Genomic DNA, 21,892 nt, shown 5'->3' with positions numbered 1-21,892 from the left:
TTCTGGGAGGCCTGGCGCACGCAGCAACGGGCCTCATGAACACCTCTGCAATGACAGCGCCAATTATCAGCACCCATGCATTTGCCAGGAGAATCTCTGATGTTCAATGAAGAACACAATCTTGCGCCGCTGCGCTGGGCCATGGTCGGTGGTGGCCGTGGCAGTGAAATCGGCCACGCCCATCGTGCTGCTGCCCATCGTGACAACTTGTTCCAGCTGGTCGCCGGTGCCTTCGATCTCGACGCGGAACGCGGTCGTGAATTCGGCACCAACCTGGGGCTCGATCCAGAGCGTTGCTACCCGGATTACGCCAGCCTCTTCGAGGCCGAAGCTGCCCGCGACGATGGCATTCAGGCCGTCAGCATCGCCACACCCAACAGTACTCACCATGCCATCAGCCTGGCGGCGCTCAAGGCTGGCCTGCATGTGATCTGTGAAAAGCCGGTGACCTTCACGGTTGCCGAGGCTGAGGAGCTCAAGGCTGAAGCACAGGCGCGCGGTCTGGTCTTCGGTGTCATGTATGGCTACAGCGGCTATCAGATGTTGCATCAGGCACGTGCCATGGTGCAGTCCGGTGAGCTGGGGCAGGTGCGCATGGTCAACATGCAATTTGCCCATGGCTTCCATAGCCAGCCGGTCGAACAGGTCAGCAGCGGCGCCAAGTGGCGCACCAGTCCTGCCGTTTCCGGGCCGACTTATGTGCTGGGGGATCTCGGGACGCACATCTTCTATGCCGGCCAGTTCATCACCGGACTCAAGGTCGAACGCCTGATGTGCCACCGCCAAAGCTTCGTGGCCTCGCGGGCGCCGCTGGAAGACAACGCCCAGGTGTTGCTCCAGTACCAGAACGGCGCGGTGGGGTCACTGTGGGCCAGTGCGGTGAATGCGGGATCCATGCATCAGCAGAAGATTCGTGTAGTGGGAGAGAAGGCCAGTATCGAATGGTGGGATGAATATCCCAACCAGCTGCGCTACGAGGTCCAGGGTGAACCGGTACGGATTCTGGAACGTGGCATGGGCTATCTGGCCGAGGGCGACAACGCCGTGAACAGCAATCGCATCGGCGGCGGCCACGCGGAAGGCTTCTTCGAATCCTGGGCCAATGTCTATCACCGTTATGCCCTCGCCATGCAGGGCGCTGAAGCACGCCGTAACGGCGCAGGCACTCAACACCTTGGCCTGTCGGAGCAGGAGCTGGAGTCTCTATGGTTCCCGAATATCGATGCAGGCATCGAAGGCGTACGGTTGCTGGAGTGCTGTGTGGAATCCTCTGACAACGAGAATCGCTGGGTCGCGTTCTGATCTGACTGCAGAAGAAGGACATCATCATGCACATCAAGCTTTCCAATGCACCGTGTTCCTGGGGTATCGAGTTTGCCGACAACCCCGCCAATCCCAGTTGGCAGACCGTGCTTGACGAAATCGCCGGCGCCGGTTTCAAGGCGACGGAGCTTGGCCCGCTCAATTACCTGCCGACCGAGCAGGCCACACTGGCGTCCGCGTTGGATAGTCGAGGGCTCGAGCTGATCGCCGGTACCATCTTCAAGCATCTGCACGATGCGTCACGCCGTCAGGAAATCCTGGATTACACCCGCGCGACCTGTGAAGTGCTCAAGCCTCAGCAGGGCAACTACATGGTCATCATCGACCATGTCAGCTCGCCACGTACCGATGAAGCCGGCCAGCAGGAAACCGCGACCCGTCTCGATGATGCGCAGTGGAGCGAGATGATGGTCACTATCCGTCAGGTGGCGGAAATCTGTCAGGAATATGCGGTCACACCGGTGCTGCATCCGCATGCCGGCACCTACATTGAGTATCGCGATGAAGTGGACCGTGCGATGGCTGAGCTGGATGCTGATCTGGTCAAGCTGTGCATCGATACCGGGCACTGCACCTACGCCGGGATCGATCCGGCAGAACTGATCCGAACCTACGGTGAGCGTGTGGCCTATATCCACTTCAAGGATATTCAGGCGCCAGTACTCGAAAGCGTGGTTAAGGATGGCATCGACTTCTATACCGCCATCGGCCAGGGCGTGTTCTGCCCGCTGGGACAGGGCTGTGTGGACTTTGACGCGGTCCGCGAGAGCCTGGATTCCATCGGCTATCAAGGCTGGATCACCGTCGAGCAGGACGTGGACCCGACCAAGGACAACAGCGCGCTGGAAAACGCCCGCGAAAGCCGCGAATTCATCGAACGCAGCATACTGGAGAAAGGGCTGGCCGAAGCCTGATCCGCAATAAGCCCTGCCGTCATCACGCCAGAAGACGGCAGGGCATGGAAGGTACCGCAATGACTTGTCTCGCCAGCGTGGTCCGTCACGGGCCATGAATGCACGAGCCACATCTGCCTCAGCAGTTCTCGTAATACTATAACAATCGATCACGAGAGGTCGTCATGCCCACTTCACACCCTGGCCGCGAAACCGCTGCCTCTTCAGCTCAGCCAACTCACCCACATCACTTGCACAAGAGCGTCTCACGCCAACCCAGCTCGTCTTTCTGATCAAGATCATTCTGGTGGCTGCCCTGGGCGGCCTGTTGTTCGGTTATGACACGGGGGTCATCTCCGGGGCCATCGGGCCGATCGCAGAATATTTCGACCTGTCCGCCGCAGAGAAGGGCTGGGCGGTCTCCTCGGTGGTCATCGGCTGCATCGGTGGCGCCCTCATCGCCGGTCGCCTGTCCATCGCCTATTCGGCCGACGCAAGGCCGTGTTCATGCTGTCAGCCGTGATGTTCACGGCTCTCCGCGTTGGGCTCTGGCCATGGCGGGCTGCCTTCGATGCCTATATCTGGTGGCGGATTCTCGGGGGGACTGGCGGTCGGGATGGCCAGCGTCATGGCACCGATGTACATCTCCGAGATGTCCACCGGGCTACATGCGTGGGCGCACCGTCAGCCTGTTCCAGCAATCCGTGGTGTTTGGCCAGATGGTGGTGTTCTTCGTGAACTACTTCATCGCCAAGGGCATGGCCGAGACACTGGATCCTGAATCATGGCTGGCGCTGGATGCTGGGATCGGAAGCCATCATCTCGATCCTGTTCGCGGTACTGATTCCCTTCGTACCGGAATCCCCGCGCTGGCTGGTGTTGAAAGGACGTCTGGATGATGCGCGGCGGGTACTGAGCGCGCTTCTATCACGCCGATGCCATCGAGCGCACCCTGGGCGAGCATCCAGAAATCCTATCCAGACACAACGAGAGACAAACGCCACGCGTCTCTGCGTCACCAAGGGAATGTTGGGGCTGGTGGCCATACTGGGTGTCTTCATCGCCGCCGCCCAACAGCTGACTGGCATCAATGTGGTGATGTATTACGCGCCTGATGTCCTGTCGACGGTGACATCCAGCAATGAAGACGCCTTGCTGCAGACTTCCATCATGGGCGTCACCTTCGTCGCCGGTAACCTGCTGGGCATGCTGCTGATCGACAAGGTCGGGCGCCGTCCGCTGCTGATCGCCGGCAGCCTTGGCAGCATCGTCGGCATGACCTTCACTGGGTGTCGTGATCGGGCGAGATGGCGAACCGGGCTATCAGCGCCTTGATCGCCCTGATCGTCTATGTCGTCTCGTTTGCCATCTCCTGGGGCTGTGTCTGCTGGACACTGGTCTCCGAGATATTCCCCAATGCCATCCGCGCACGCGCCATGTCACTGGCCGTCGCCGCACAGTGGCTGCTCGGGCTTCATCGTCACCCAGACCTTCCCGATGATGCGCCAGAGCGACTTCCTCAATGAGTTGGTCGGTGGCGGTTTCAGCTTCTGGCTCTATGCGGTGCTGACCTTCCTCAGTCTGCTGATCGTGCTGCGGTACGTGCCGGAAACCAAGGGCAAGACCCTGGAAGAGCTTGAGAAGGCATCACCGGGACTCGTCTCAGCAAGCGTCGTCGCCGGTTGGCGCGTCAAGGCTTGCCGCTGACAACGGAGTAAAACAGCAGCGCTCAAGGCTTGCCATCACTCTGTTGCGCGACGCTCCCGCTGGCAATCTTCATGCGCCGGCGGGAGCGTATTCTTGTGAAAGCGACATCGCCCTGCCTTGTCATCGGTGGCATGCTCAAGAGACCCCGAGCTGCTTCCAGAGGACACTCCAGAGGACACAGGGATGAAGCATAACGTCGCACGGTATGGCCTGATATTGAATACAGAGCGGTTCGATGAGTGTGTCGCGTTCTACCAGGGCCTTTTTGAACTGCCGCCTCTTTTCAGCAAGGAAGATGGCGGTTTCAGGCTGACCTGCCTGGCCTATGGAGACGGATATTTGATGATCGAGCAGGGCGGAAGGGCGATTGAGGGAGGCAAGAGTCCCGAGCAAGGTAGCGCCAAGCTGCGCTTCAATGTCAGCGACATCGAACAGGCCTTGGCGGAGGTCAGGGCATGGGGGATCGAGGCCGAGATCGAAGAGACGCCCTGGGGGAGGACGATCCATCTGCATGACCCGGATGGTAATCGAGTAGGGATTCGAGATGAGGCCGGATTCGTGGGGCAGGACGCTTCACATGAAAATCGCTCTGCTGGGCGCCGGTCGCATCGGCCGTGTTCACGCTCGCGCCATCTCTGATCACCCCCTGGCGCAACTGGCATGTGTCAGTGATGCCTTCCCGGAGGCTGCCAATTCACTCGCTGCGGAATATGGTGTGCCGGTGATGACGGCGGAGGACATCTTCGCGTCAGCGGAGATTGATGGCGTTCTGATCGCCTCCTCCACTCCGACTCACTGTGACTTCCTTGAGCGTGCGGCCCGTGCGGGCAAGGCGGTACTTTGCGAGAAGCCGATCGATCTGGATCTTGCGCGAACGCGTCACTGTCTTGGTGTGCTGGCGGAGCACCCCGTGACCTGTGCTCTGGGGTTCAATCGTCGCCATGACCCTCAGTTCTCGGCGCTCAAGCAGGCGCTGGAAGCGGGACGAATCGGCGAACTCGAGATGATCACCATCACCAGCCGTGATCCAGAGCCGCCGCCCGCAGAATATGTGGCAGCTTCGGGAGGACTCTTCCGTGACATGAGCATTCATGATCTGGACATGGCGGTCTGGCTGCTGGGCGAGCCGGTCACGGAGGTGACGGTCAGTGGCAGCTGCCTCGTGGATCCAGCCATCGGTGAAGCGGGAGATCTGGATAGCGCACTCATCAATCTGAAGAGTGCTTCCGGCAAGTTGGTCTCCATCAGCAACTCGCGTCGTGCCTGTTACGGCTATGACCAGCGGATCGAGGTCTTTGGCAGCCAGGGCATGCTGGAGGCGCGCAACGAGACGGATACGCGCCTGCGCTTCACCGGCGTGGAAGGTGTGGTGGAAGAGCGTCCACAGTGGTTCTTCCTCGAGCGTTACGCGCAGGCCTATGTGCGTGAAGTGGGAGATTTCGTCACTGCCTGGCAAGAAGGTCGTGCCCCGCTGGCCGGCGCGCAGGATGGACTCGCCGCGCTTGAACTGGCCGAAGCGGCGTCGATTTCCTATCGCGAAGGGCGCCGGGTACTGCTCAGTGAGATTCGTTGAGCGTCTACTGCGAGGTTGCCGACGATTTGCGTGTGCTCTCCCAGCGTTGGTGGGCCTCCGGGGAGTAACTGCGGGAAGGCGTGTGCTCGAGACCGATCTTGGCGGTACCGATCGACACCAGGCGCAGCAGGGAGGCTGTCGCGACAATCACGATGAACAGCGCCGGGACACCGCCGAGGTTGGAGAGCATCTTGATGCCATCGATCCCGACGAATGCGGTCATGATCCAGGCGACGGCACCGATGGTGCAGCCCCAGATGATCTTCATGAGCAGGCGGTCATTGGTATTTTCATCGCTGTCGTTGCCGGCCATGGCAGCCTGACTGTCGGTGCTGCACAGCTGACTGATCGCTTCGGTATTGGAGTCAGCCGCCGTCACGAAGGACAGGAAGGCGATGATCAGGAAGACGATGCCGACCAGGCCGCTCATCGGAAGCTCATCGAACAGGGCATAGATGACGGAACCGGCACCTGAATCATTCAGACAATTGCATACAGCGCGCCGCCGCTCTGCATATCGAATTCGATGGTGGAGCTTGCTGAAGACACTGACATAGGTAATCGAGAACAGGGCCGGTGCGACCAGGTTGATCAGCATGAACTGACGCACGGTATAGCCACGGGAGATCTTGCCGAGGAACAGGGCGGAAATCGGTGCCCATGCCATCCAGTTGGCCCAGTAGAAGATGCTCCAGCTCTTCGGCCACGGATCACCATCAAAGGCACCGGTGAACAGGCTTTTGCTGCATGAAATTGTTGAAATACTCGCCAGCCGCTTCCGTGCCGTAGCCGAGAATGGTCTGGGTCGGGCCACACAGCGAAGACAAAGGCCATGAAGACGAAGAAGGCCTTGGCATTGATGGCGGACAGACGCGCGATGCCTTTCTGCAGACCGCTGGCCGCGGAAGCGGTGAAAGACAGGCCACGATGGCCAGAGTCACCAGACCCAGCATCATCGGTGCCGGTACCGGTGCCCAGGAAGCGATCCAGGCCGCCGGCAAGCGTCATGGCACCGGTTCCCAGCGAAGATGCCATGCCGCAGACCAGCGCAAACAACGCCAATGCATCCAGCGCACGCCCCTTGCGACCGATCAGCCTGTCACCGATCAATGGCACGAAAAGCGTCCCCAGAGAGAAGGGTTTTCCCAGGTTGTAATGCATCAGGGCAAACAGCAAGGCGGGGACGGTATAGATGGCATACGGCGTGAATGACCAGTGAAGGAACATGGTCGATAGTGCGAATCTGGCAGCCTCAGGCGTATTGGCAGCCACATCCAGTGAACCTGGCGGAGTATGCAGATGATAGAGCGGTTCTGCGGTTGACCAGAACATGATGCCAACGGCCAGGGTGGTACACAGCGTGATGGAGAACCAGCGCCATGGCGTCAGAAGTCGCGACTGGCATTTTCTCCGCCGATTCGCGTGCGTCCCAATGGTGAAAGGTATGTCACCAGGCACGTTACCACCATGGCAAGCGCCGTGATCGAGAACAGCCAACCGAACTTGTCGAGCACCCAGTCATTCAGGGTGGTGGTGGTCGCGAGGAATCCTTCAAGATTGATGAGGCTCGCGGCCACCGCAACCATCAGCAGGATGAACGGTGGCCAGAAGACGAGTGGGCGGACGGATGAACCAAACATGCGCATTCCTATAATTTCTTATGAGGATGCGGATGCTAACTCATAAATTTCTGTTTTGTCAGCGTTGAGATTCGCTCATCAACGGCGTATATACGCGCGCGTTCATGTAATGCGCTGGCAGGATTTGCGGAAAGTTCTGTCAAAAAAAAACCACGACACCCCCGTCGCCTCTCGGCCCGGGGGTGTCGTGGTTTTCTCTTGAGGACTGCAGTATCACGCCATCTCGAGTTGGCTCAGCTGGACTGGGAAGATTGCCAACGCTGATGGGCTTCTGCCGAATAACTGCGTGACGGCGTGTGCTCGAGGCCGATCTTGGCGGTACCGATGGAGACCAGTCGAATCAACGAGGCAGTCGCGCCGATGACGATGAACAGCGCCGGCACGCCGCCGAGATTGGAGAGCATCTTGATGCCGTCGATGCCGACGAAGGAGGTCATGATCCAGGCGACGGCGCCGATGGTCGAGCCCCAGATGATCTTCATCATCAGTCGCCCCTTGCTGCGGTCTTCGCTTTCGTTGCCTGCCAGAGCCTCCTGGCTATCCGAGCTGCAGAGTTGGCTGATGGCGTCGGTATTGGAGTCGGCCGCTGTCACGAAGGACAGGAAGGCGATGACCAGGAAGATCCCCCCCACCAGAGAGCTCATCGGTAGCTCATCGAAGAGTGCGTAGATCACCGAGCCCGCGCCGGAATCATCGAGAGGATGCCATACAGGGCGCCGCCACTTTCCATATCCAGCTTGATCGTGGTGCTTGCTGAACACCGCGACATAGATGATCGAGAAGAGCGAGGGCGCCACCATGTTGATCAGCATGAACTGCCGCACGGTATAGCCCCGCGAGATCTTGCCCAGGAACAGGGCGGAAATCGGTGCCCATGCCATCCAGTTGGCCCAGTAGAAGATGGTCCAGCTCTGTGGCCAGGGATCATTGTCGAAGGCCCCGGTGAACAGATTCTTGCTGCATGAAGTTGGTGAAGTACTCGCCAGCCGCTTCCGTGCCGTAGCCGAGGATGGTCAGCGTCGGACCGCAAGGCGAACACGAAGATGAGAAAGGCGAAGAAGGCCTTGGCGTTGATGGCGGACAGGCGTGCGATGCCCTTCTGCAGACCACTGGCCGCTGAAGCGGTGAAACACAGTCCACGATCGCGAGGGTGACGATGCCCAGCATCAGCGGACCCGAGCCAGTGCCGAGGAAGCGGTCGATGCCGCCTGCCAGGGTCATGGCCCCTGTGCCGAGGGACGACGCCATGCCACAGACCAGGGCGAAGAGCGCGAGTGCATCGAGCACACGTCCCTTGCGACCGATCAGTCGGTCTCCCAGCAGCGGCACGAACAGGGTGCCGAGCGAGAAGGGCTTGTTTTCCCCGAGGTTGTAATGCATCAGGGCAAAGATCAAGGCGCAGGGACGGTGATAGATCGGCATAGGGCGTGAACGACCAGTGCAGGAACATGGTCGAAGAACGGGCTCGGAGGCCACCAGCGAGGCGGAGTGATAAGCGGCTCTGCGTGCCAGAACAAGCCACGCCAGTGGTGCAAGTGATGGAGAACCACGCGCACAGCTGCTTCCCGCCGATCGGTGCCCAGGCGAAATAGGATGAGGCAGGCCACCACCATGCTGAGCGCCGTGATGGAAAACAACCAGCCTAACTTGCTGAGTACCTGGTTGTTGAGATTGGTGGTGACAGCCAGAAAGCTGTCCAGATCGATCAAGCTCGCCAATACGGAGGCGAACAGCAGAATGAAAGGTGGCCAGAAGACCAGTGGACGCACGGATGCTCCGAACATGTGAGTTTCCTCGTTCTTGTTGTACGAGTATGCCGACCCCTTTGCCGGGCTCGTGCTCAACGTGCTGCCAGAGGGCACCGAGCAACCCTGGCACTACGACACCAACGAATTCATCGTCACCATGATGACCCAACAGCCCGAGAGCGGTGGTCAGTTCGAGTATTGTCCCGGCATCCGCACCCCCAACGATGAGCATTACGCTGCCGTGGGCGAAGTGATCCGGGGAGACCTTTCGCCTTTCGTGAGTGTCGTCTATGCCAACCCCTCTGCCACTGCAGAAACTGCCGCCCTTGAGTTCGCTGAAAGGATTTGAAGCGGCTGCGCGTCTGCTGAGTCTCCGCGCGGCTGCCGAGGAGCTGAACCTGACGCATCCGGCCATCGCCAACCAGATTCAGCGTCTCGAAGAGAGTCTGGAGGTGAAACTGTTTGCCCGTGAAGGCCGTCATGTGGTGCTGACGGCGGCTGGCGAGCGTTTCTATCCGGTGGTGCGTGAAGCGCTGGCGGGTCTGGTGCAAGGCGCCGAGTCCCTGCGCCAGATGCAGCATGCCCAGCCGCTGACGATTCAGGTCTATGTGACGACCTCGATTCGCTGGTTGGCACCTCGCTTGTCGCATTTCCAGGCCATGCATCCTGAAGTCGAGCTCAAGCTGATGACGTGCAGTCTCGGCTGGGAGTTCGATGAGGCCAATGCCGATGTCGGTATCGTGTTCCGCGATGCGCCGCTGGCGGATCACCTCCACTGGCAGCCGTTGTTCGAGTCACGCCTCTTTCCGGTCTGCAGCCCCCAGCTGCTGGGCGACGATGCACGCCCGGTCCCCGCGGATGCCTTGAAGACGCTGCCGTTGATCGGGGTCTACACCGAGGGCTGGAATTGGGAGAGTTACTTCGAGGCATTGTCGCTAGGCCCTTGTCCTACCCGCAATTGCATCGTGGTCGACACCCTGGCCGTCGCCCTGGAGATGGCGGCGCGGGGGGAGGGCGTGGCATTGGTCAACGGGCCCTTTGCCGACGATGACCTGGCGAACGGTCGACTCATCAACCCGACCGGGCAGGTGACGACCGGGCGCGGTGAATGGGGTGCTGTCTGTCACCGCGAGCTGGAGCGGGATCCGCGCGTCGCGACCCTCCTTGGCTGGCTGGCGTCGCAGAGTCGCAGCGTGCCTACCTGATCCGCCAGAGCGAGAGCGGTTACGTGACAACGCCACCTTCGGGTGGCGTTCTTGTTTCCGATCGCTGTGCGGAGGCGCGGGGTCTGGGCGGGCTCACAAAAATTGTTACCAATCGCCAAATTCTTATGAATTGTTGGCAGGCAGGTCGGCCAGTAGGGTGAGCCTCAAGATGACATGGGCCACACCGGACAGGATTTCCCTCCGTCCCGAGCGGCCCTGTGCAGTACACCGGACAGCCAGCAGGCAGACAGCAGAGAGGGCAGCACATGAAAGTCGGATTCATCGGTCTCGGTAACGTGGGTGGCAAGCTGGCAGGTAGCCTGCTGCGCAATGGGCATGACGTCACCGTGCGTGACCTTGACCCGGAAGCCGCCAAGCCTTTCCTCGCGCAGGGTGCCAAGTGGGCGGATTCTTCCAAGGAACTCGCCGAAGCCAACGACATGGTCATCACCTGCCTGCCGTCTCCGGCTGCCTGCAGCGCCGTGATGGAAAGCGATGACGGCATCATTGCCGGTCTGTGCAAAGGCAAGATCTGGCTCGAGATGAGTACCACCGATGACGGCGAACTGCGTCGCATCGCCGACAAGGTGCTGGCCACCGGTGCCAAGGCACTGGAAGCCCCGGTCTCTGGCGGCTGCCACCGCGCCGCCACCGGCAACATCTCCATCTTCGTCGGCGGTGACCGCGATTCCTTCGAGCAGGTGCTGCCGGTGCTGACCAACCTGGGTCGCCGTGTCCTGCACACCGGGGAACTGGGCACCGCCTCGGTGCTCAAGGTGATGACCAACTACCTGGCCACCGCCAACCTGTGCGCCGTCGCCGAAGCCCTGACCGTCTGCAAGAAGGCCGGCATGGACATGAATACCACCTACGAGGCGATCAAGATTTCCTCGGGCAACTCCTTCGTCCACGAGACCGAGTCCCAGGTCATCCTGAACGGAAGCCGCAACATCAGCTTCACCATGGATCTGGTGCTCAAGGATGTCGGCCTGTTCGACACCCTGGCCAGGAACCTGGACGTGCCGCTGGAAATCTCCCCGATGCTGATGGACATCTTCCGCGATGGTCAGGAACGCTTCGGCCCGCGTGAGTGGTCATCCAACATCATCCGTCGTCTCGAGGAAGCCGCCGATGTCCGTGTGCTCGGCACCGGCTTCCCGGCAGAGCTGACCGATGACGAGCCGGAAGAAGTCGGCTACGAGGTCGGCGTTACCGGCCGCAGCTGAGCCGTGAAGACTGCCCCGGGGTGCCGTGCGAATGGCCTCCGGGGCATTTGCGTTTGAGACTCACCCTCAGGGAGAGTGTTATCTCCCACCAGCAACGAGAGGTCTGGCATGCAACATCACGACAACTTCTACATCAATGGCCACTGGCAGACACCCTTCGGGCGCGAGCGCATGGAGGTCATCAATCCGGCCACCGGCGAGCTGTGCGCCAGTGTGCCGCGCGCCGGTGAGCAGGATGTGGAGGCTGCCATCATGGCAGCACGTCAGGCGCTGCCTGCCTGGGCCACGACATCCGCGCAGGAACGCCACGATATCCTGATGGCGGCAGCGGATGAGATGCAGCGTCGCTTCGATGAGCTGCGCGACGTCCAGGTGCTCACCATGGGTTGCCCGGTACAACTGGCCGGCGCGCTGCACGTGGAAGGCCCCATCGAGGGAATGCGGTACTACGCCGAACGCGCCTTCCAGATGGAAGAGGACGAGCGCAAGGGCGATGTGACCCTGATGCGCGAGCCCATCGGCGTCTGCTCGCTGATCAATCCGTGGAACTATCCGCTGCATCAGTTGATCGGCAAGCTGGCCCCGGCGCTGGCGGCAGGCTGCACCGTGATCGCCAAGCCGGCGGAGCAGACTCCGCTGCAGGACTTCATCATGGCCGAGATCTTCGAGAAGGTCGGTCTGCCTGCAGGGGTCTTCAATGTGGTGACGGGCGAGGGCAGCGAGATCGGTCCGGTGATGTCCGGCCATCCGCAAGTGGATATGGTGTCCTTCACTGGCTCGACCATTGCCGGTAGCAAGGTCGCCGAGAGTGCCGCGCCCACCGTCAAGCGGGTCTGTCAGGAACTGGGCGGCAAGTCGCCGCTGCTGGTGACCGAAGATGCCGACCTGGCCGCGGCCGTGCGCTTGAATGTCGAGAACATCATGGCCAACACCGGCCAGACCTGCGACGCCTTCACTCGCTTGCTGGTGCCGCGTTCGCGACTGGAAGAGGCGACCCGCCTGGCGGTCGAGATCGCCAATGAGCAGGTGGTGGGTGACCCGAACGACCCGGCGACCACCATGGGGCCGCTGGTCTCCGAGCGTCAGCGCGAACGTGTCCTGCATCTGGTGCAGCGTGCCATCGATGACGGTGTCGAACTGGCGCTCGGTGGCGTCGAGCCGCCCGAAGGGCTTGAGAAGGGCTGCTATGTGCGTCCGACCATCTTCACCAATGTCAGCAATGAAATGGAGATCGCCCGTGAGGAGATCTTCGGGCCGGTGTTGTGCATCCTGCCCTACGACGACGTGAAGCAGGGGATCGCCATCGCCAATGACAGCGTCTATGGCCTGTCATCTGCGGTCTATGCGCGTGACGCCGAGGCAGCATTGCCCATCGCCCGCTGCATGCAGGCAGGACAATGCTATCTGCAAGGGGCAGAGTTCTCCTTCGATGCCCCCTTCGGTGGTTACAAGCGTTCCGGCAACGGCCGCGAATGGGGTGACGAAGGCCTGGCGGAATATGTCGAGGTCAAGGCACTGCTCGGGGCGCCGGCCATTGCCTGACAGAAGGCGGGCCGCGCCGCCGTGATGCCACGCAAGATACCCGTGATTCGTGAGGCCAGAGTGGCCCCGTGAATCACGGGTATCTTGCATTCGCGCCATCGACCATTCGCGCCATCGACAAAAGGCGCCCTCAAGGTACTTGTCGGCTGTCGCCGCCGCGTTTCGCTATCAGAGCAACGCCCATCGCGTCTGTCAGATCGCTGGGTGCTGAAAAATACCTATATATTGGGCGCTGAAAATACCTATATATAGTGGCAAGACTTTGTGCGGTGCAGCATGGCGGGCTCGCCAGGCAACGTTTTCGGCCTCAGATGATGCGCGAGGACAGCTGGCGCGCCGCCTGGACCAGATGCTTGGAGTAGGCGCGTGCCTGCTGCGGATTCAGCCAGTCCTGGCTGATGACGGCGCTGATGGCGGCGATGGGCTCATTGCGCATGTTCAGTACAGGCGCGGCGATACAGCTCAATTGTCCCTCGGCATCGCCACTGGATACGGCATACCCGAGGCGTTGCGCACGCTCAAGCTCGGCATCCATCTCGTCACGGCGTTCGGCCAGTTCGGGCGTGATACGTGTGGCAGCCTCCAGGTACAGCTGACGCGAGCTCTCGGGGCGCATGGCAAGAATCGCCTTGCCGGCGGCGCAGGCGTGCTGGGTCATGGTCTTGCCGATATAGAGGTTGTAGCTGCCACTGCCGGAGGCATCGACCTTCGAGATCACCACCACCTGGTCCCCGATGGGGATGCACAGGAAGATCGAGCGGTGAATCTCGTTCTTGAGAATCTCCGCGATGGGGTAGAAGACCGGGATCAGGCTCTGCTTGTTGTAGATCGTCGAGGAGATCTGGAAGATGCGCGAGCCGATGCAATAGGACTTCTTGCGACCGGGATCGTGAGCGACCAGCTGATGGTGCAGCAGGGAATTGATCACGCGGTGACCGGTAGCGGGCGAGATGCCGGTGGACTCACAGATTTCCGAGAGCGTCAGCGGGTAGGAGGCTGCCGCAAGCAGATCCAGAATCATGACACTGTGGTCGACGGCAGGGGCTTTGGTCTTCTCGTGATTCATGAACGCGGGGTCACTCCGAAACGCGAATCTCGGTCACAGGCGGTTTCTGACCGAAGGCTGTGACACTGTGACGACGGAAGGGCGATGCCTCGGGCTGCATCTCCCATCCGTGGAAAGGGGAACGGCCCATAGGGTACCAGACCCATGGGCCGTTCGTGGGGTTGGCGGCTATCCGCCGGGTCAGTCTGCGTGGTCGGCCAGCACCAGATCCGCGCCTTTTTCCGCCACCATCATCACCGGCGCATTCAGGTTGCCGGAAGTGATATTGGGGAAGATGGCGGCATCGATGACCCGCAGCCCCGCCACACCATGTACCTTCAGCCGGCTGTCGACCACGGCGTTCGCCTTGTCCGGCCCCATCGCGCAGGAACCGCACAGGTGGTAGATGGAGCCACCCTGAGAGCGGAAGTACGCAAGCATGCTGTCCTCATCGTGGACCGTCTCGGCCGGGGCGACCTCGCACTCGGTGATGGCCTTGAGAGCGGGCGCGCCCATCAGCTTGCGCACCAGACGACTGCCCTGGATCACCTCATCGATGTCCTTCTGGGTACTGAGGTAGTTGGGGCAGATCGTCGCCGGGTCTGCCGGGTCTGCCGAGGACAGTGAAATGCTGCCACGGCTGGTCGGTCGGCAGGAATTGAAGGCCAGCAGGAAGCCGGAATACGGCTCCGGTGTCAGCTTGGCTCTCGGGTCGTTGGGAATCTGGTAGGACATCGGATTGAAGTAGAGCTGGATGTTCGGCTCTGACTCCGCCTCGCTGCCCCGGAAGAATCCTCCGGCCTGATTCACGCTCATGCCCAGCGGCCCGCTGCGGTTGATCAGGTACTGCAGTCCCGCCTTGGCCTGGCCCCAGAAGGACGCGAAGTCATCATTCAGTGTGGTGCGATTGGCGCGGTAGTAGTAGCTGGCGCACAGGTGGTCCTGCAGATTCTGACCGACGGCCGGCAGGTCTACCTGTGTCTGGATACCATGCGTGGCCAGCGCCTCACGCCCGCCGATCCCCGAAAGCTGCAGCAGCTTCGGTGAATCTACGGCGCCAGCGCAGAGAATGACTTCGCGACGCGCGGTCACCTCGATGACTTCGTCATCACGCCGGTAGGCGACACCCATGGCGCGCTTGCCGCCATCGGGCGTCTCTTCCAGCATCACGCGCTCCACCCGACAGATATGCTTGAGCGTGAGGTTGCCGCGTGACAGCGCCGGCTTCAGGTAGGCGGTATTGCTGGAATCCCGCTGTCCCTTGCGGATGTTGGCCTCATAGATGCCAGCCCCCTCGAAGTGTTCGCCATTGAAATCATCATTGAGCGTGTACCCCAGCTCGCGGGCACCTTCCAGCCACGACTGACAGATCGGGTGCGCGCCATGTTTGAGTGGCGTGATGCCGATCAGGCCCTGGCCGGAGCGATACTCGGTATCGCCTCCCGGGTGGCATTCAAGACGCTTGAAGTAGGGCAGTACCTCGCGATAGGACCAGCCCTCGTTGCCGGCGCGCGCCCAGTCATCGAAGTCCGAGGCCTGGCCCCGGACATAGATCATCGCATTGATGGAACCGGAGCCACCCTGCACCTTGCCACGGGGGGTATAGATCTTGCGCCCCCCCATCGCGGCTTCTTCCTTGCTGTAATACATGTAGTTGTAGGCCGGGTTGTAGTAGGTCTTGGCGAACCCGACCGGCACCTTGATCCAGGGCGAGGTGTCCTTGCCGCCGGCCTCCAGCAGCAACACCTTGTGGCGACCGTTGGCGCTCAGCCGGTTGGCGAGGATGCACCCCGCCGACCCGGCACCGACAATGATGAAATCGTATTGCATCGGCGTTACGCCTCCGGCTTGCGCTTCCAGTCGGTGCTGGACTGTTCCTTCACGTCATAGGGACGCGGGTCCATGCTCAGGTGCAGTGTCCGGCCGGTGTAAGGCGAACTGGCCTTGACCACGTCCATGTCCAGCTCGACCCCCAGGCCCGGCTTGGTGGAGGGGATGATGTAGCCATCACGCCACTCGATCTTCTCCTTGAGCACATCGGCGTGGAAGCCATCCCAGGTGCCGATGCTTTCCTGAATCAGGAAGTTGGGCGTGGCGGTCGCCAGCTGGATGCTGGCCGCGGCGCCGACCGGGCCGTTGTAGAGATGCGGTGCGATCTGGGCGTAATAGACTTCTGCCAGCGCCGCGATCTTCTTGCCTTCCAGAATGCCGCCGACGCGCCCCAGGTTCATCTGCAGGATGGAGGCCGCGTTGTTCTTGAGCACATCGTGGAATTCGTACTTGGTGGTCAGGCGCTCACCGGTCGCGACCGGAATGGAGGTGTGGTCTGCCACGCGCGCCATGGCTTCGCTCTGTCCCGGTGGTACCGGCTCTTCCAGCCACAGCGGGTCATAGGGCTCGAGATACCTGGCGAGACGAATGGCAGATGCCGGTGTCATCTGGCCGTGGGTGCCGAACAACAGATCACAGCTGTTGCCGACTGCTTCGCGGATGCGGCGGCAGAAGGTGGCGCTCTTGTCCATGCCTTCCAGAGACAGCATCTGACCGGAGTAGGCTGTGTAGGGGCCAGCCGGATCGAACTTCAATGCGGTGAAGCCCTTTTCCTTGTTCTCCAGTGCGCACTCGACGGCCAGCTCGACGTTGTCATAGTCGTAGTTGCCGCGTGCATCCTTGGGGTACAGGTAGGTGTAGGAACGCAGCTTGTCGTGGACCTTGCCACCGATCAGTTCATAGACCGGCAGGCCAGCCGCCTTGCCGACGATGTCCCAGCAGGCCATCTCAAGACCACTCAGCACGCCCATCATGGTGAGATCAGGGCGTTGGGTGAAGCCACTGGAGAAGGCTTCGCGGTACAGGCGTTCAATATGATGCGGGTTCTTGCCTTCCAGATAACGTGAGAAGACATCGGCGATCGCCTTGCTCATGACTTCCGGATGGAAGGTGGCGGCATAGACTTCACCGACCCCTTCAATGCCGCAAGCGGTACGTAGCTGGACGAAGATCCAGTACATGCCGCCGACGTGGGGCGGCGGAGTGGCGACGATGTGTGTCTCGCAACTGACAACTTTCATGGTGGCAGGCCTTTCAGTGGTCACTGGCTAGCAGGATGGTGTGGGAGCGCACTGCCTGGCATGCCGTCATTCGACGCCAACAGCGCGCTTCCGGAAAGAAATGGGGTAGGGCGTCAGCGCCTCCGAGGAGAGGGCTCCCCGGAGGCGTGACAGGCAAGACGGAATGGCGTGATCAGTAGTTCATCACGACCAGACGGGTCTGGGTGTAGTCGAGCATGCCGTGCTTGCCATCATCACCGCCCAGACCAGAGCGCTTCCAGCCGGCGTGGTAGCCCTGGTAGGGGTCCGCTGGGGTGCGGTTGATGTAGAGCTCGCCGGCTTCGATGTTGTTGGCGACCTTCATGGCAGTGCGATAGTTCTCGGTGAAGACCACGGAGGCCAGGCCGAACTGGTGATCGTTGGCCAGCTCCAGGGCTTCATCGATATCGCGATAGGTCAGCACTGGCAGCACCGGACCGAAGATCTCTTCCTGCACGATCTCCATGTCCTGACGGCAACCGGTCAGCAGGGTCGGCGGGTAGAAGTGACCCTTGCCCTCGGGGATATAGCCGCCGATTTCCAGAGTGGCGCCGTCATCGATAGCGCGTTCCACCATCTGATGGATGTTGAGGCGCGAATTCTCGTTGATCAGCGGCCCCATCAGGCTGGCATCGTCCAGTCGGTTGCCGAACTTGACGCCTTCCATCTGCTGCTTCAGCTGGGCGACGAAATCGTCATAGACGGATTCGTGCACATAGACACGCTCGATGGCGGTGCACAGCTGGCCACAGTTGGTGAGGGTAGAGGCCGCGATCTGTGCCGCTGCCTTGGCCAGATCGGCATCCGGCTCGACGATGGCCGGTGACTTGCCGCCCAGTTCCAACGAGGACTTGGCGATGTTGACCTGGGAATATTCCAGCACCTTGCGACCGGCGCCGACGCTGCCGGTCAGGGTGATCATGCCCACCTTGGGGTGTGTGCAGACGGCTTCCGCGGTGCCGTGGTCCATCGCCAGGATGTTGACGATGCCTGCCGGAATGCCGGCATCCTGGATCGCCTTGGCGATCTCGAAGGCGGAGGTCGGGGTGTTGTTGCTCGGACGCACGACCACGGTATTGCCGGTGATCAGCGCCGGGGCGATCTTGCGCAGCAGGGTGAACACCGGGTAGTTGAACGGAATCAGGCAGGCCACGACGCCGATGGGCTCGCGCTGCAGCAGCAGGCTTTCATTGGGAGTGTCGCTGGGGACGATCTCGCCCTCGATACGACGTGCCCACTCAGCGTGGTAGCGCGTGATGTCGGCGGCGTAGACGGCTTCATTGGTGGCGTCTTCCAGGCTCTTGCCCGACTCATCTGCCAATGCCTGGCCGATGGCATCCTTGCGCGCCATCAGGGCCTCGGCAAGCTTGTGCATGTAGCCGGCACGCTCGGTGCTGGTCTTGGCACGCCAGTCCTTTTGAGCCTTGGCCGCAATGCTCACCGCTTCAAGCGCTTCGTCAGTGGTTGCTGCCTGCACCTGACCTACCAGTGCTTCAGTGGCCGGGTTGTAGACCGAAATCATCTCGCCCTGGGAAGAGGCGATGAATTCGTTGTTGATGAAGTTCTTGTCAGTGCGCATGCATCACTCCTCCTGAATTTGGCTTACAGGCTATGAAGCGGTGCCAAGACTGTCAAACTGTTTTTCACATACGGAAGTTAAATTCCTTATATGGAATTCCTCTTTCTGGCCCTTCATGGCGCATCTTTCGCTGGAATTAACGCGCTTTCAGCGTAAGTGTTCACTCTGTTCAGTCATTAACTAAATGAGAGCATTCCTATATGCTGTGCCACCTGATCGAGAGCCAGGGACGGGCCAGTGACCTCAGGCCATCGTCTACGTCAATTGCCAGGGATGCAGAACATGTCAGATTCATGGGTACTCGACGCCTTGCTGTCGTCGTTTGATGTCTCACTGAGCCAGAACGAGCGCCTGCTCACGCTTGAGATGAGCGGCGCGGACTTCATTCCGCATCGCCTGGTGGGGGAAGAGCGTATGTCGCGTCCCTTCGCCTATACCCTCGACTGCATCTCCCAGAACGGTGATATCGAGCTCAAGACCCTGATGGCCCAGCCGGCGGCGCTCTCGGTGCGTCAGGCCGATGGCAGCTACCGCGAGCTTTCGGGGCTGGTCGAGTCGGCCGCACTGCTGGGTGAGGACGGTGGCGTCTTCTATTACCAATTGACGCTGGTGCCGTGGCTTTCGATGCTCAAGCTAGGTCGTGACAGCGCGCAGCTACTGCGTGCAGTATCGCGAAAGCGACTTCCAGTTCGTCAATCGCCTGATGGAGCAGGAAGGGCTGTTCTATTACTTCGAACACGCCTCTGTCGACAGCGACTTCAATGGTCACCGCCTCGTCATCACCGATGCTACCGAGTCTGGAGGACTCCATCACCCAGTGGAGCGGTCGCCGTCAGCAGCAACCGACGCGTGTCAGCCTCGGCACCTTCGATTACAAGCAGCCGGGTCTGGAGAAACGCTCCGGTCAGGACACGCGTAGCGATCAGGGCAATCTCAGCGAGCAGGAAGTCTACGACTACCCCGGCGAGTACTATTTCGACGATCACTCGCGCGGCGAACGCCTGACCGTCAATCGCCTCGAGGCCCATGAATCCCGCGCCAAGCGCTTCTACGGCGCCGGGGGTACCCGCCAGTTGAAGGTCGGCCGCTGGTTCGAACTCAGCCAGCACGCCCGCCATGAAGACGGCGACTCGAGTGAGCGTGAATTCCTCGTGCTGGGCCTGACCGTTTGTGCCGAGAATGCGCTGCCGGTCTCCGCGCACCTCAAGGCGCTGCCGGGCAGCCTGCAGGCGCGCATGGCCGAGGCGCGCCAGGCGCATGGCCTCGAGAGTGAAAGCGCTCACGAAGACTACGCCGATGTCGGCACCGGTCAGTATCTGATTGACTTCGAATCCCAGCGTCTCAGTCAGCCGTACCGCCCGTCTCTCGATCATCCGCGCCCCAATCTGGGTGGCCCGCAGACCGCGATTGTCGTCGGCCCCGAGAATGAAGAGATCCACACCGATTCGCTCAACCGCGTGCGCGTCCAGTTCCACTGGGACCGCAGCGAGAAGGGCGCGGCTGACGCCAGCTGCTGGCTGCGTGTCGCGCAACCCAACGCCGGTGCTGGCTGGGGTAGCGTGTTCGTGCCGCGTATCGGTCAGGAGGTCATCGTCGACTTCCTGGAAGGCGACGTGGATCGACCGCTGATCACCGGACGCGTCTACAACGGCGACCAGACCCCGCAATGGCACTCCAATGGCCTGCTCTCCGGCCTCAAGAGCAAGACCTACCGCGGCAACAAGTACAACGAGCTGGTGTTCGATGACGCCACCGATCAGGAGCGTGTGCGCCTGAACTCGGAGCACGAGAAATCCCAGCTCAATCTCGGCTATCTGATCCACCAGCAGGGCAACACACGGGGCAGTTTCCGTGGCACCGGCTTCGAGCTGCGCTCGGACGCCTATGGCGCCATCCGCGCGCAACAGCGGCCTGATGCTCAGTAGCTGGGGGCAGATTGCGGCCAGTGGCGAGCAGCTGGATCTCTCTCCTGCGCATCAGCAGCTCGCCAGCGCCTATCAGCTGGCCAATACGCTCAGCGACAGCGCCACCAGCCACAACGCCGAGGCGCTCGCGGGGCGCACGCAGACTCAAGCAGGCCAGCGACGATACCCAAGGCACCTATGGCGCCGATGACAGCGGTAGCCGCTTCGACGGTAGCTCAGCCGCAGAGCGCCACCAATGGCGGGCGAGGGCAGGCAGCGCGCCTGAATGCGCCCTGGCTGCATCTCACATCGCCCGCCGGCATCGCCACCAGTACGCCGGAATCGACGCACCTGGCACAGGGCCGCTCGCTCAGCGTCACCAGTGGCGAAGATATCAATCTGGCCACCGGGCGCAGTCTGGTAGGCTGCCGTGGTCGAGAAGTTTTCGCTGTTCGTACAGCGCTCCGGCATCAAGCTGTTTGCCGGCAAGCGGCAAGGTCGAAGTTCAGGCGCAAAGCGATGCGATGGACCTGACGGCGGAAAAGGACGTCACCATCACCTCCACCGAGAACGACATCGATATCAATGCCGGCCAAGAACGAGATTCTGCTCACCTGTGGTGGTGCCTACGTCCGCCTCAAGGACGGCAATATCGAACTCCACGCGCCTGGCAAGATTGATGTCAAAGGCGCGCAGCACAGCTTCGGTGGGCCGACGAGCCTGCGGCAACAACGCGATTAATCGATGCTTAAACGATAGCGGGATTGCGTTTCTTGCTGGAATCTGCAACTGCAATATGTTTCCATATTCGCGTGTGCGATAGAATAAATATACTAAAACACGATAGACGTTGAGCCTGTGCTTGACGCTTTGAATGCCTGCCGTCGGACGCCTTCCATTTATCCTTTTCGGGCACTTTCATCTGAAGGTGGCAGGAGTATGCAACACACTTGATTTATCTGACAGGGAAGCAGATTGATGTCAAGAACTGGTGTCGAGCCCTCACTGCGCGGCGAATCATTGCTGTCATTGCTGGCTGGGTGCAGCTCGACACCGGAGCAGGGGCCCACTGATTATGTCCCCCCGCCCATCGAGCGTTTCGTCGGCACGCTTCCCTGCCAGGATTGCCGCCTCATCCGTGCGGATCTGACCCTGCATCGTGATCCCGAAAGTGGCGAGCCCACGGCGTTCTTCCTGCAGGAAGCGCATGTAGATGCCGTGGGTGGAGACTTCGTGACCACCCAGTGGGGCGACTTCGAGGCCGAGACCTCTGACAGCACTACCTATCTGCGTCTGGAGCGGGATACGCCCTTGAACCTGAAGATGCAGGAGGGCGGCGATACCCTGGAGTTGATGGGGCAGAAGGGCGCTGACAGCGATTACGAGTTCACCCGTGCCGAGCCGCTTGGCTGAGGTTC

The 21,892-nt window shown here is 60.9% G+C and carries 25 protein-coding genes and 3 pseudogenes; 18 read left to right on the top strand and 10 right to left on the bottom strand.

Annotation, left to right across the window (positions count from 1 at the left end; all coding sequences use genetic code 11):
- Positions 1-99 precede the first annotated feature (99 nt).
- From CU110_RS09670 to iolG, 8 genes are all read left to right on the top strand, one after another.
- Positions 100-1,302: a Gfo/Idh/MocA family oxidoreductase gene (locus CU110_RS09670; protein ID WP_084208923.1), complete on the top strand. Its 1,203-nt coding sequence runs from the start codon at positions 100-102 to the stop codon at positions 1,300-1,302.
- 26 nt (positions 1,303-1,328) lie between these two features.
- Positions 1,329-2,237: a TIM barrel protein gene (locus CU110_RS09665; RefSeq protein WP_084208922.1), complete on the top strand. Its 909-nt coding sequence runs from the start codon at positions 1,329-1,331 to the stop codon at positions 2,235-2,237.
- A 286-nt stretch (positions 2,238-2,523) separates the two neighbouring features.
- Positions 2,524-2,739 carry an MFS transporter gene (locus CU110_RS16225; RefSeq protein WP_205694027.1) on the top strand — a complete coding sequence of 72 codons (216 nt, stop codon included), beginning with the start codon at positions 2,524-2,526 and terminating at the stop codon, positions 2,737-2,739.
- A 145-nt stretch (positions 2,740-2,884) separates the two neighbouring features.
- A complete protein-coding gene (locus tag CU110_RS16220) occupies positions 2,885-3,115 on the top strand; it encodes a hypothetical protein (protein WP_205694117.1) in 231 nt (76 codons plus the stop codon).
- On the top strand, positions 3,015-3,551 hold the full coding sequence (locus CU110_RS16215) for an MFS transporter (protein WP_205694026.1): 537 nt from the start codon (positions 3,015-3,017) through the stop codon (positions 3,549-3,551). Before CU110_RS16220 ends, CU110_RS16215 begins: the two co-directional genes overlap by 101 nt.
- Before the next feature lie 81 nt (positions 3,552-3,632).
- Positions 3,633-3,923, top strand: a complete 291-nt coding sequence (locus CU110_RS16205; RefSeq protein ID WP_240665344.1) for an MFS transporter — start codon at positions 3,633-3,635, stop codon at positions 3,921-3,923.
- A gap of 183 nt (positions 3,924-4,106) precedes the next feature.
- A complete protein-coding gene (locus CU110_RS09655; protein ID WP_205694023.1) occupies positions 4,107-4,562 on the top strand; it encodes a VOC family protein in 456 nt (151 codons plus the stop codon).
- Positions 4,501-5,496 carry an inositol 2-dehydrogenase gene (gene iolG / locus CU110_RS09650; protein ID WP_084208912.1) on the top strand — a complete coding sequence of 332 codons (996 nt, stop codon included), beginning with the start codon at positions 4,501-4,503 and terminating at the stop codon, positions 5,494-5,496. The genes CU110_RS09655 and iolG overlap by 62 nt, the downstream gene beginning before the upstream one ends.
- Positions 5,497-5,500: 4 nt before the next feature.
- On the opposite strand, the gene CU110_RS17715 is transcribed toward iolG, so the two are convergent.
- The 6 genes from CU110_RS17715 to CU110_RS09630 all read right to left on the bottom strand — a co-directional run bounded on the left by CU110_RS17715 (position 5,501) and on the right by CU110_RS09630 (position 8,920).
- Positions 5,501-6,184 carry a BCCT family transporter gene (locus CU110_RS17715; protein WP_276317924.1) on the bottom strand — a complete coding sequence of 228 codons (684 nt, stop codon included), beginning with the start codon at positions 6,182-6,184 and terminating at the stop codon, positions 5,501-5,503.
- Positions 6,088-6,828 (bottom strand): BCCT family transporter, encoded by a 741-nt coding sequence (locus CU110_RS17710; protein ID WP_276317860.1) that lies wholly within the window; start codon positions 6,826-6,828, stop codon positions 6,088-6,090. Before CU110_RS17710 ends, CU110_RS17715 begins: the two co-directional genes overlap by 97 nt.
- Before the next feature lie 53 nt (positions 6,829-6,881).
- A complete protein-coding gene (locus CU110_RS17705) occupies positions 6,882-7,136 on the bottom strand; it encodes a BCCT family transporter (protein WP_205694020.1) in 255 nt (84 codons plus the stop codon).
- Positions 7,137-7,369: 233 nt separating this feature from the next.
- Positions 7,370-8,038: a BCCT family transporter gene (locus tag CU110_RS09640; RefSeq protein ID WP_240665557.1), complete on the bottom strand. Its 669-nt coding sequence runs from the start codon at positions 8,036-8,038 to the stop codon at positions 7,370-7,372.
- 22 nt (positions 8,039-8,060) lie between these two features.
- Positions 8,061-8,558, bottom strand: a complete 498-nt coding sequence (locus tag CU110_RS17980; RefSeq protein WP_127735729.1) for a BCCT family transporter — start codon at positions 8,556-8,558, stop codon at positions 8,061-8,063.
- Entirely contained in the window at positions 8,528-8,920 is a 393-nt protein-coding gene (locus CU110_RS09630; protein ID WP_127735726.1) for a BCCT family transporter, read from the bottom strand. Before CU110_RS09630 ends, CU110_RS17980 begins: the two co-directional genes overlap by 31 nt.
- Before the next feature lie 19 nt (positions 8,921-8,939).
- Between CU110_RS09630 and CU110_RS09625 the strand changes: the two are divergent.
- The 4 genes and pseudogenes from CU110_RS09625 to CU110_RS09610 form a co-directional block, all read left to right on the top strand.
- A pseudogene (locus tag CU110_RS09625) lies at positions 8,940-9,149 on the top strand (hypothetical protein); the annotation flags it as partial.
- 61 nt (positions 9,150-9,210) lie between these two features.
- A complete protein-coding gene (locus CU110_RS09620) occupies positions 9,211-10,089 on the top strand; it encodes a LysR substrate-binding domain-containing protein (RefSeq protein ID WP_240665343.1) in 879 nt (292 codons plus the stop codon).
- A 266-nt stretch (positions 10,090-10,355) separates the two neighbouring features.
- Positions 10,356-11,315 (top strand): NAD(P)-dependent oxidoreductase, encoded by a 960-nt coding sequence (locus CU110_RS09615; protein WP_084208898.1) that lies wholly within the window; start codon positions 10,356-10,358, stop codon positions 11,313-11,315.
- A 108-nt stretch (positions 11,316-11,423) separates the two neighbouring features.
- On the top strand, positions 11,424-12,857 hold the full coding sequence (locus CU110_RS09610; RefSeq protein WP_084208897.1) for an aldehyde dehydrogenase family protein: 1,434 nt from the start codon (positions 11,424-11,426) through the stop codon (positions 12,855-12,857).
- 307 nt (positions 12,858-13,164) lie between these two features.
- Here CU110_RS09610 and CU110_RS09605 read toward each other — a convergent pair whose 3' ends face one another.
- The 4 genes from CU110_RS09605 to aldA form a co-directional block, all read right to left on the bottom strand.
- A complete protein-coding gene (locus tag CU110_RS09605) occupies positions 13,165-13,923 on the bottom strand; it encodes an IclR family transcriptional regulator (RefSeq protein ID WP_054555863.1) in 759 nt (252 codons plus the stop codon).
- A 180-nt stretch (positions 13,924-14,103) separates the two neighbouring features.
- Entirely contained in the window at positions 14,104-15,732 is a 1,629-nt protein-coding gene (locus tag CU110_RS09600) for a GMC family oxidoreductase N-terminal domain-containing protein (protein ID WP_084208896.1), read from the bottom strand.
- Between the two features lie 5 nt (positions 15,733-15,737).
- Positions 15,738-16,973, bottom strand: coding sequence for a mandelate racemase/muconate lactonizing enzyme family protein (locus CU110_RS09595; protein WP_084208895.1), 1,236 nt, complete (start codon positions 16,971-16,973; stop codon positions 15,738-15,740).
- A gap of 172 nt (positions 16,974-17,145) precedes the next feature.
- The gene (aldA, locus tag CU110_RS09590) at positions 17,146-18,570 is read right to left on the bottom strand and encodes an aldehyde dehydrogenase (protein ID WP_084208894.1); all 1,425 of its coding nucleotides are present in this window, start codon (positions 18,568-18,570) and stop codon (positions 17,146-17,148) included.
- A gap of 273 nt (positions 18,571-18,843) precedes the next feature.
- On the opposite strand from aldA, the pseudogene CU110_RS17975 reads away from it, so the two are divergent.
- From CU110_RS17975 to CU110_RS09560, 6 genes and pseudogenes are all read left to right on the top strand, one after another.
- A pseudogene (locus CU110_RS17975) lies at positions 18,844-19,158 on the top strand (contractile injection system protein, VgrG/Pvc8 family); the annotation flags it as partial.
- 115 nt (positions 19,159-19,273) lie between these two features.
- Positions 19,274-19,327: pseudogene (locus tag CU110_RS17045) on the top strand (hypothetical protein); the annotation flags it as partial.
- 28 nt (positions 19,328-19,355) lie between these two features.
- A complete protein-coding gene (gene tssI / locus CU110_RS17040) occupies positions 19,356-20,495 on the top strand; it encodes a type VI secretion system tip protein TssI/VgrG (protein ID WP_127735720.1) in 1,140 nt (379 codons plus the stop codon).
- Complete coding sequence (locus CU110_RS17035; protein WP_164850343.1) at positions 20,485-20,685, top strand: hypothetical protein; 201 nt, start codon at positions 20,485-20,487, stop codon at positions 20,683-20,685. The genes tssI and CU110_RS17035 overlap by 11 nt, the downstream gene beginning before the upstream one ends.
- 374 nt (positions 20,686-21,059) lie before the next feature.
- Complete coding sequence (locus CU110_RS17025) at positions 21,060-21,215, top strand: DUF2345 domain-containing protein (RefSeq protein ID WP_127735714.1); 156 nt, start codon at positions 21,060-21,062, stop codon at positions 21,213-21,215.
- A gap of 237 nt (positions 21,216-21,452) precedes the next feature.
- Entirely contained in the window at positions 21,453-21,887 is a 435-nt protein-coding gene (locus tag CU110_RS09560; RefSeq protein WP_127735711.1) for a copper resistance protein NlpE N-terminal domain-containing protein, read from the top strand.
- Positions 21,888-21,892 lie beyond the last annotated feature (5 nt).

It is taken from the genome of Cobetia sp. ICG0124 (assembly GCF_004006355.1).
In the GTDB taxonomy this organism is placed as follows: Bacteria; Pseudomonadota; Gammaproteobacteria; order Pseudomonadales; family Halomonadaceae; genus Cobetia; species Cobetia marina.
The sequence above is the reverse complement of the archived record's forward strand: the minus strand, read 5'-3'. Positions and strand labels throughout refer to the sequence as shown.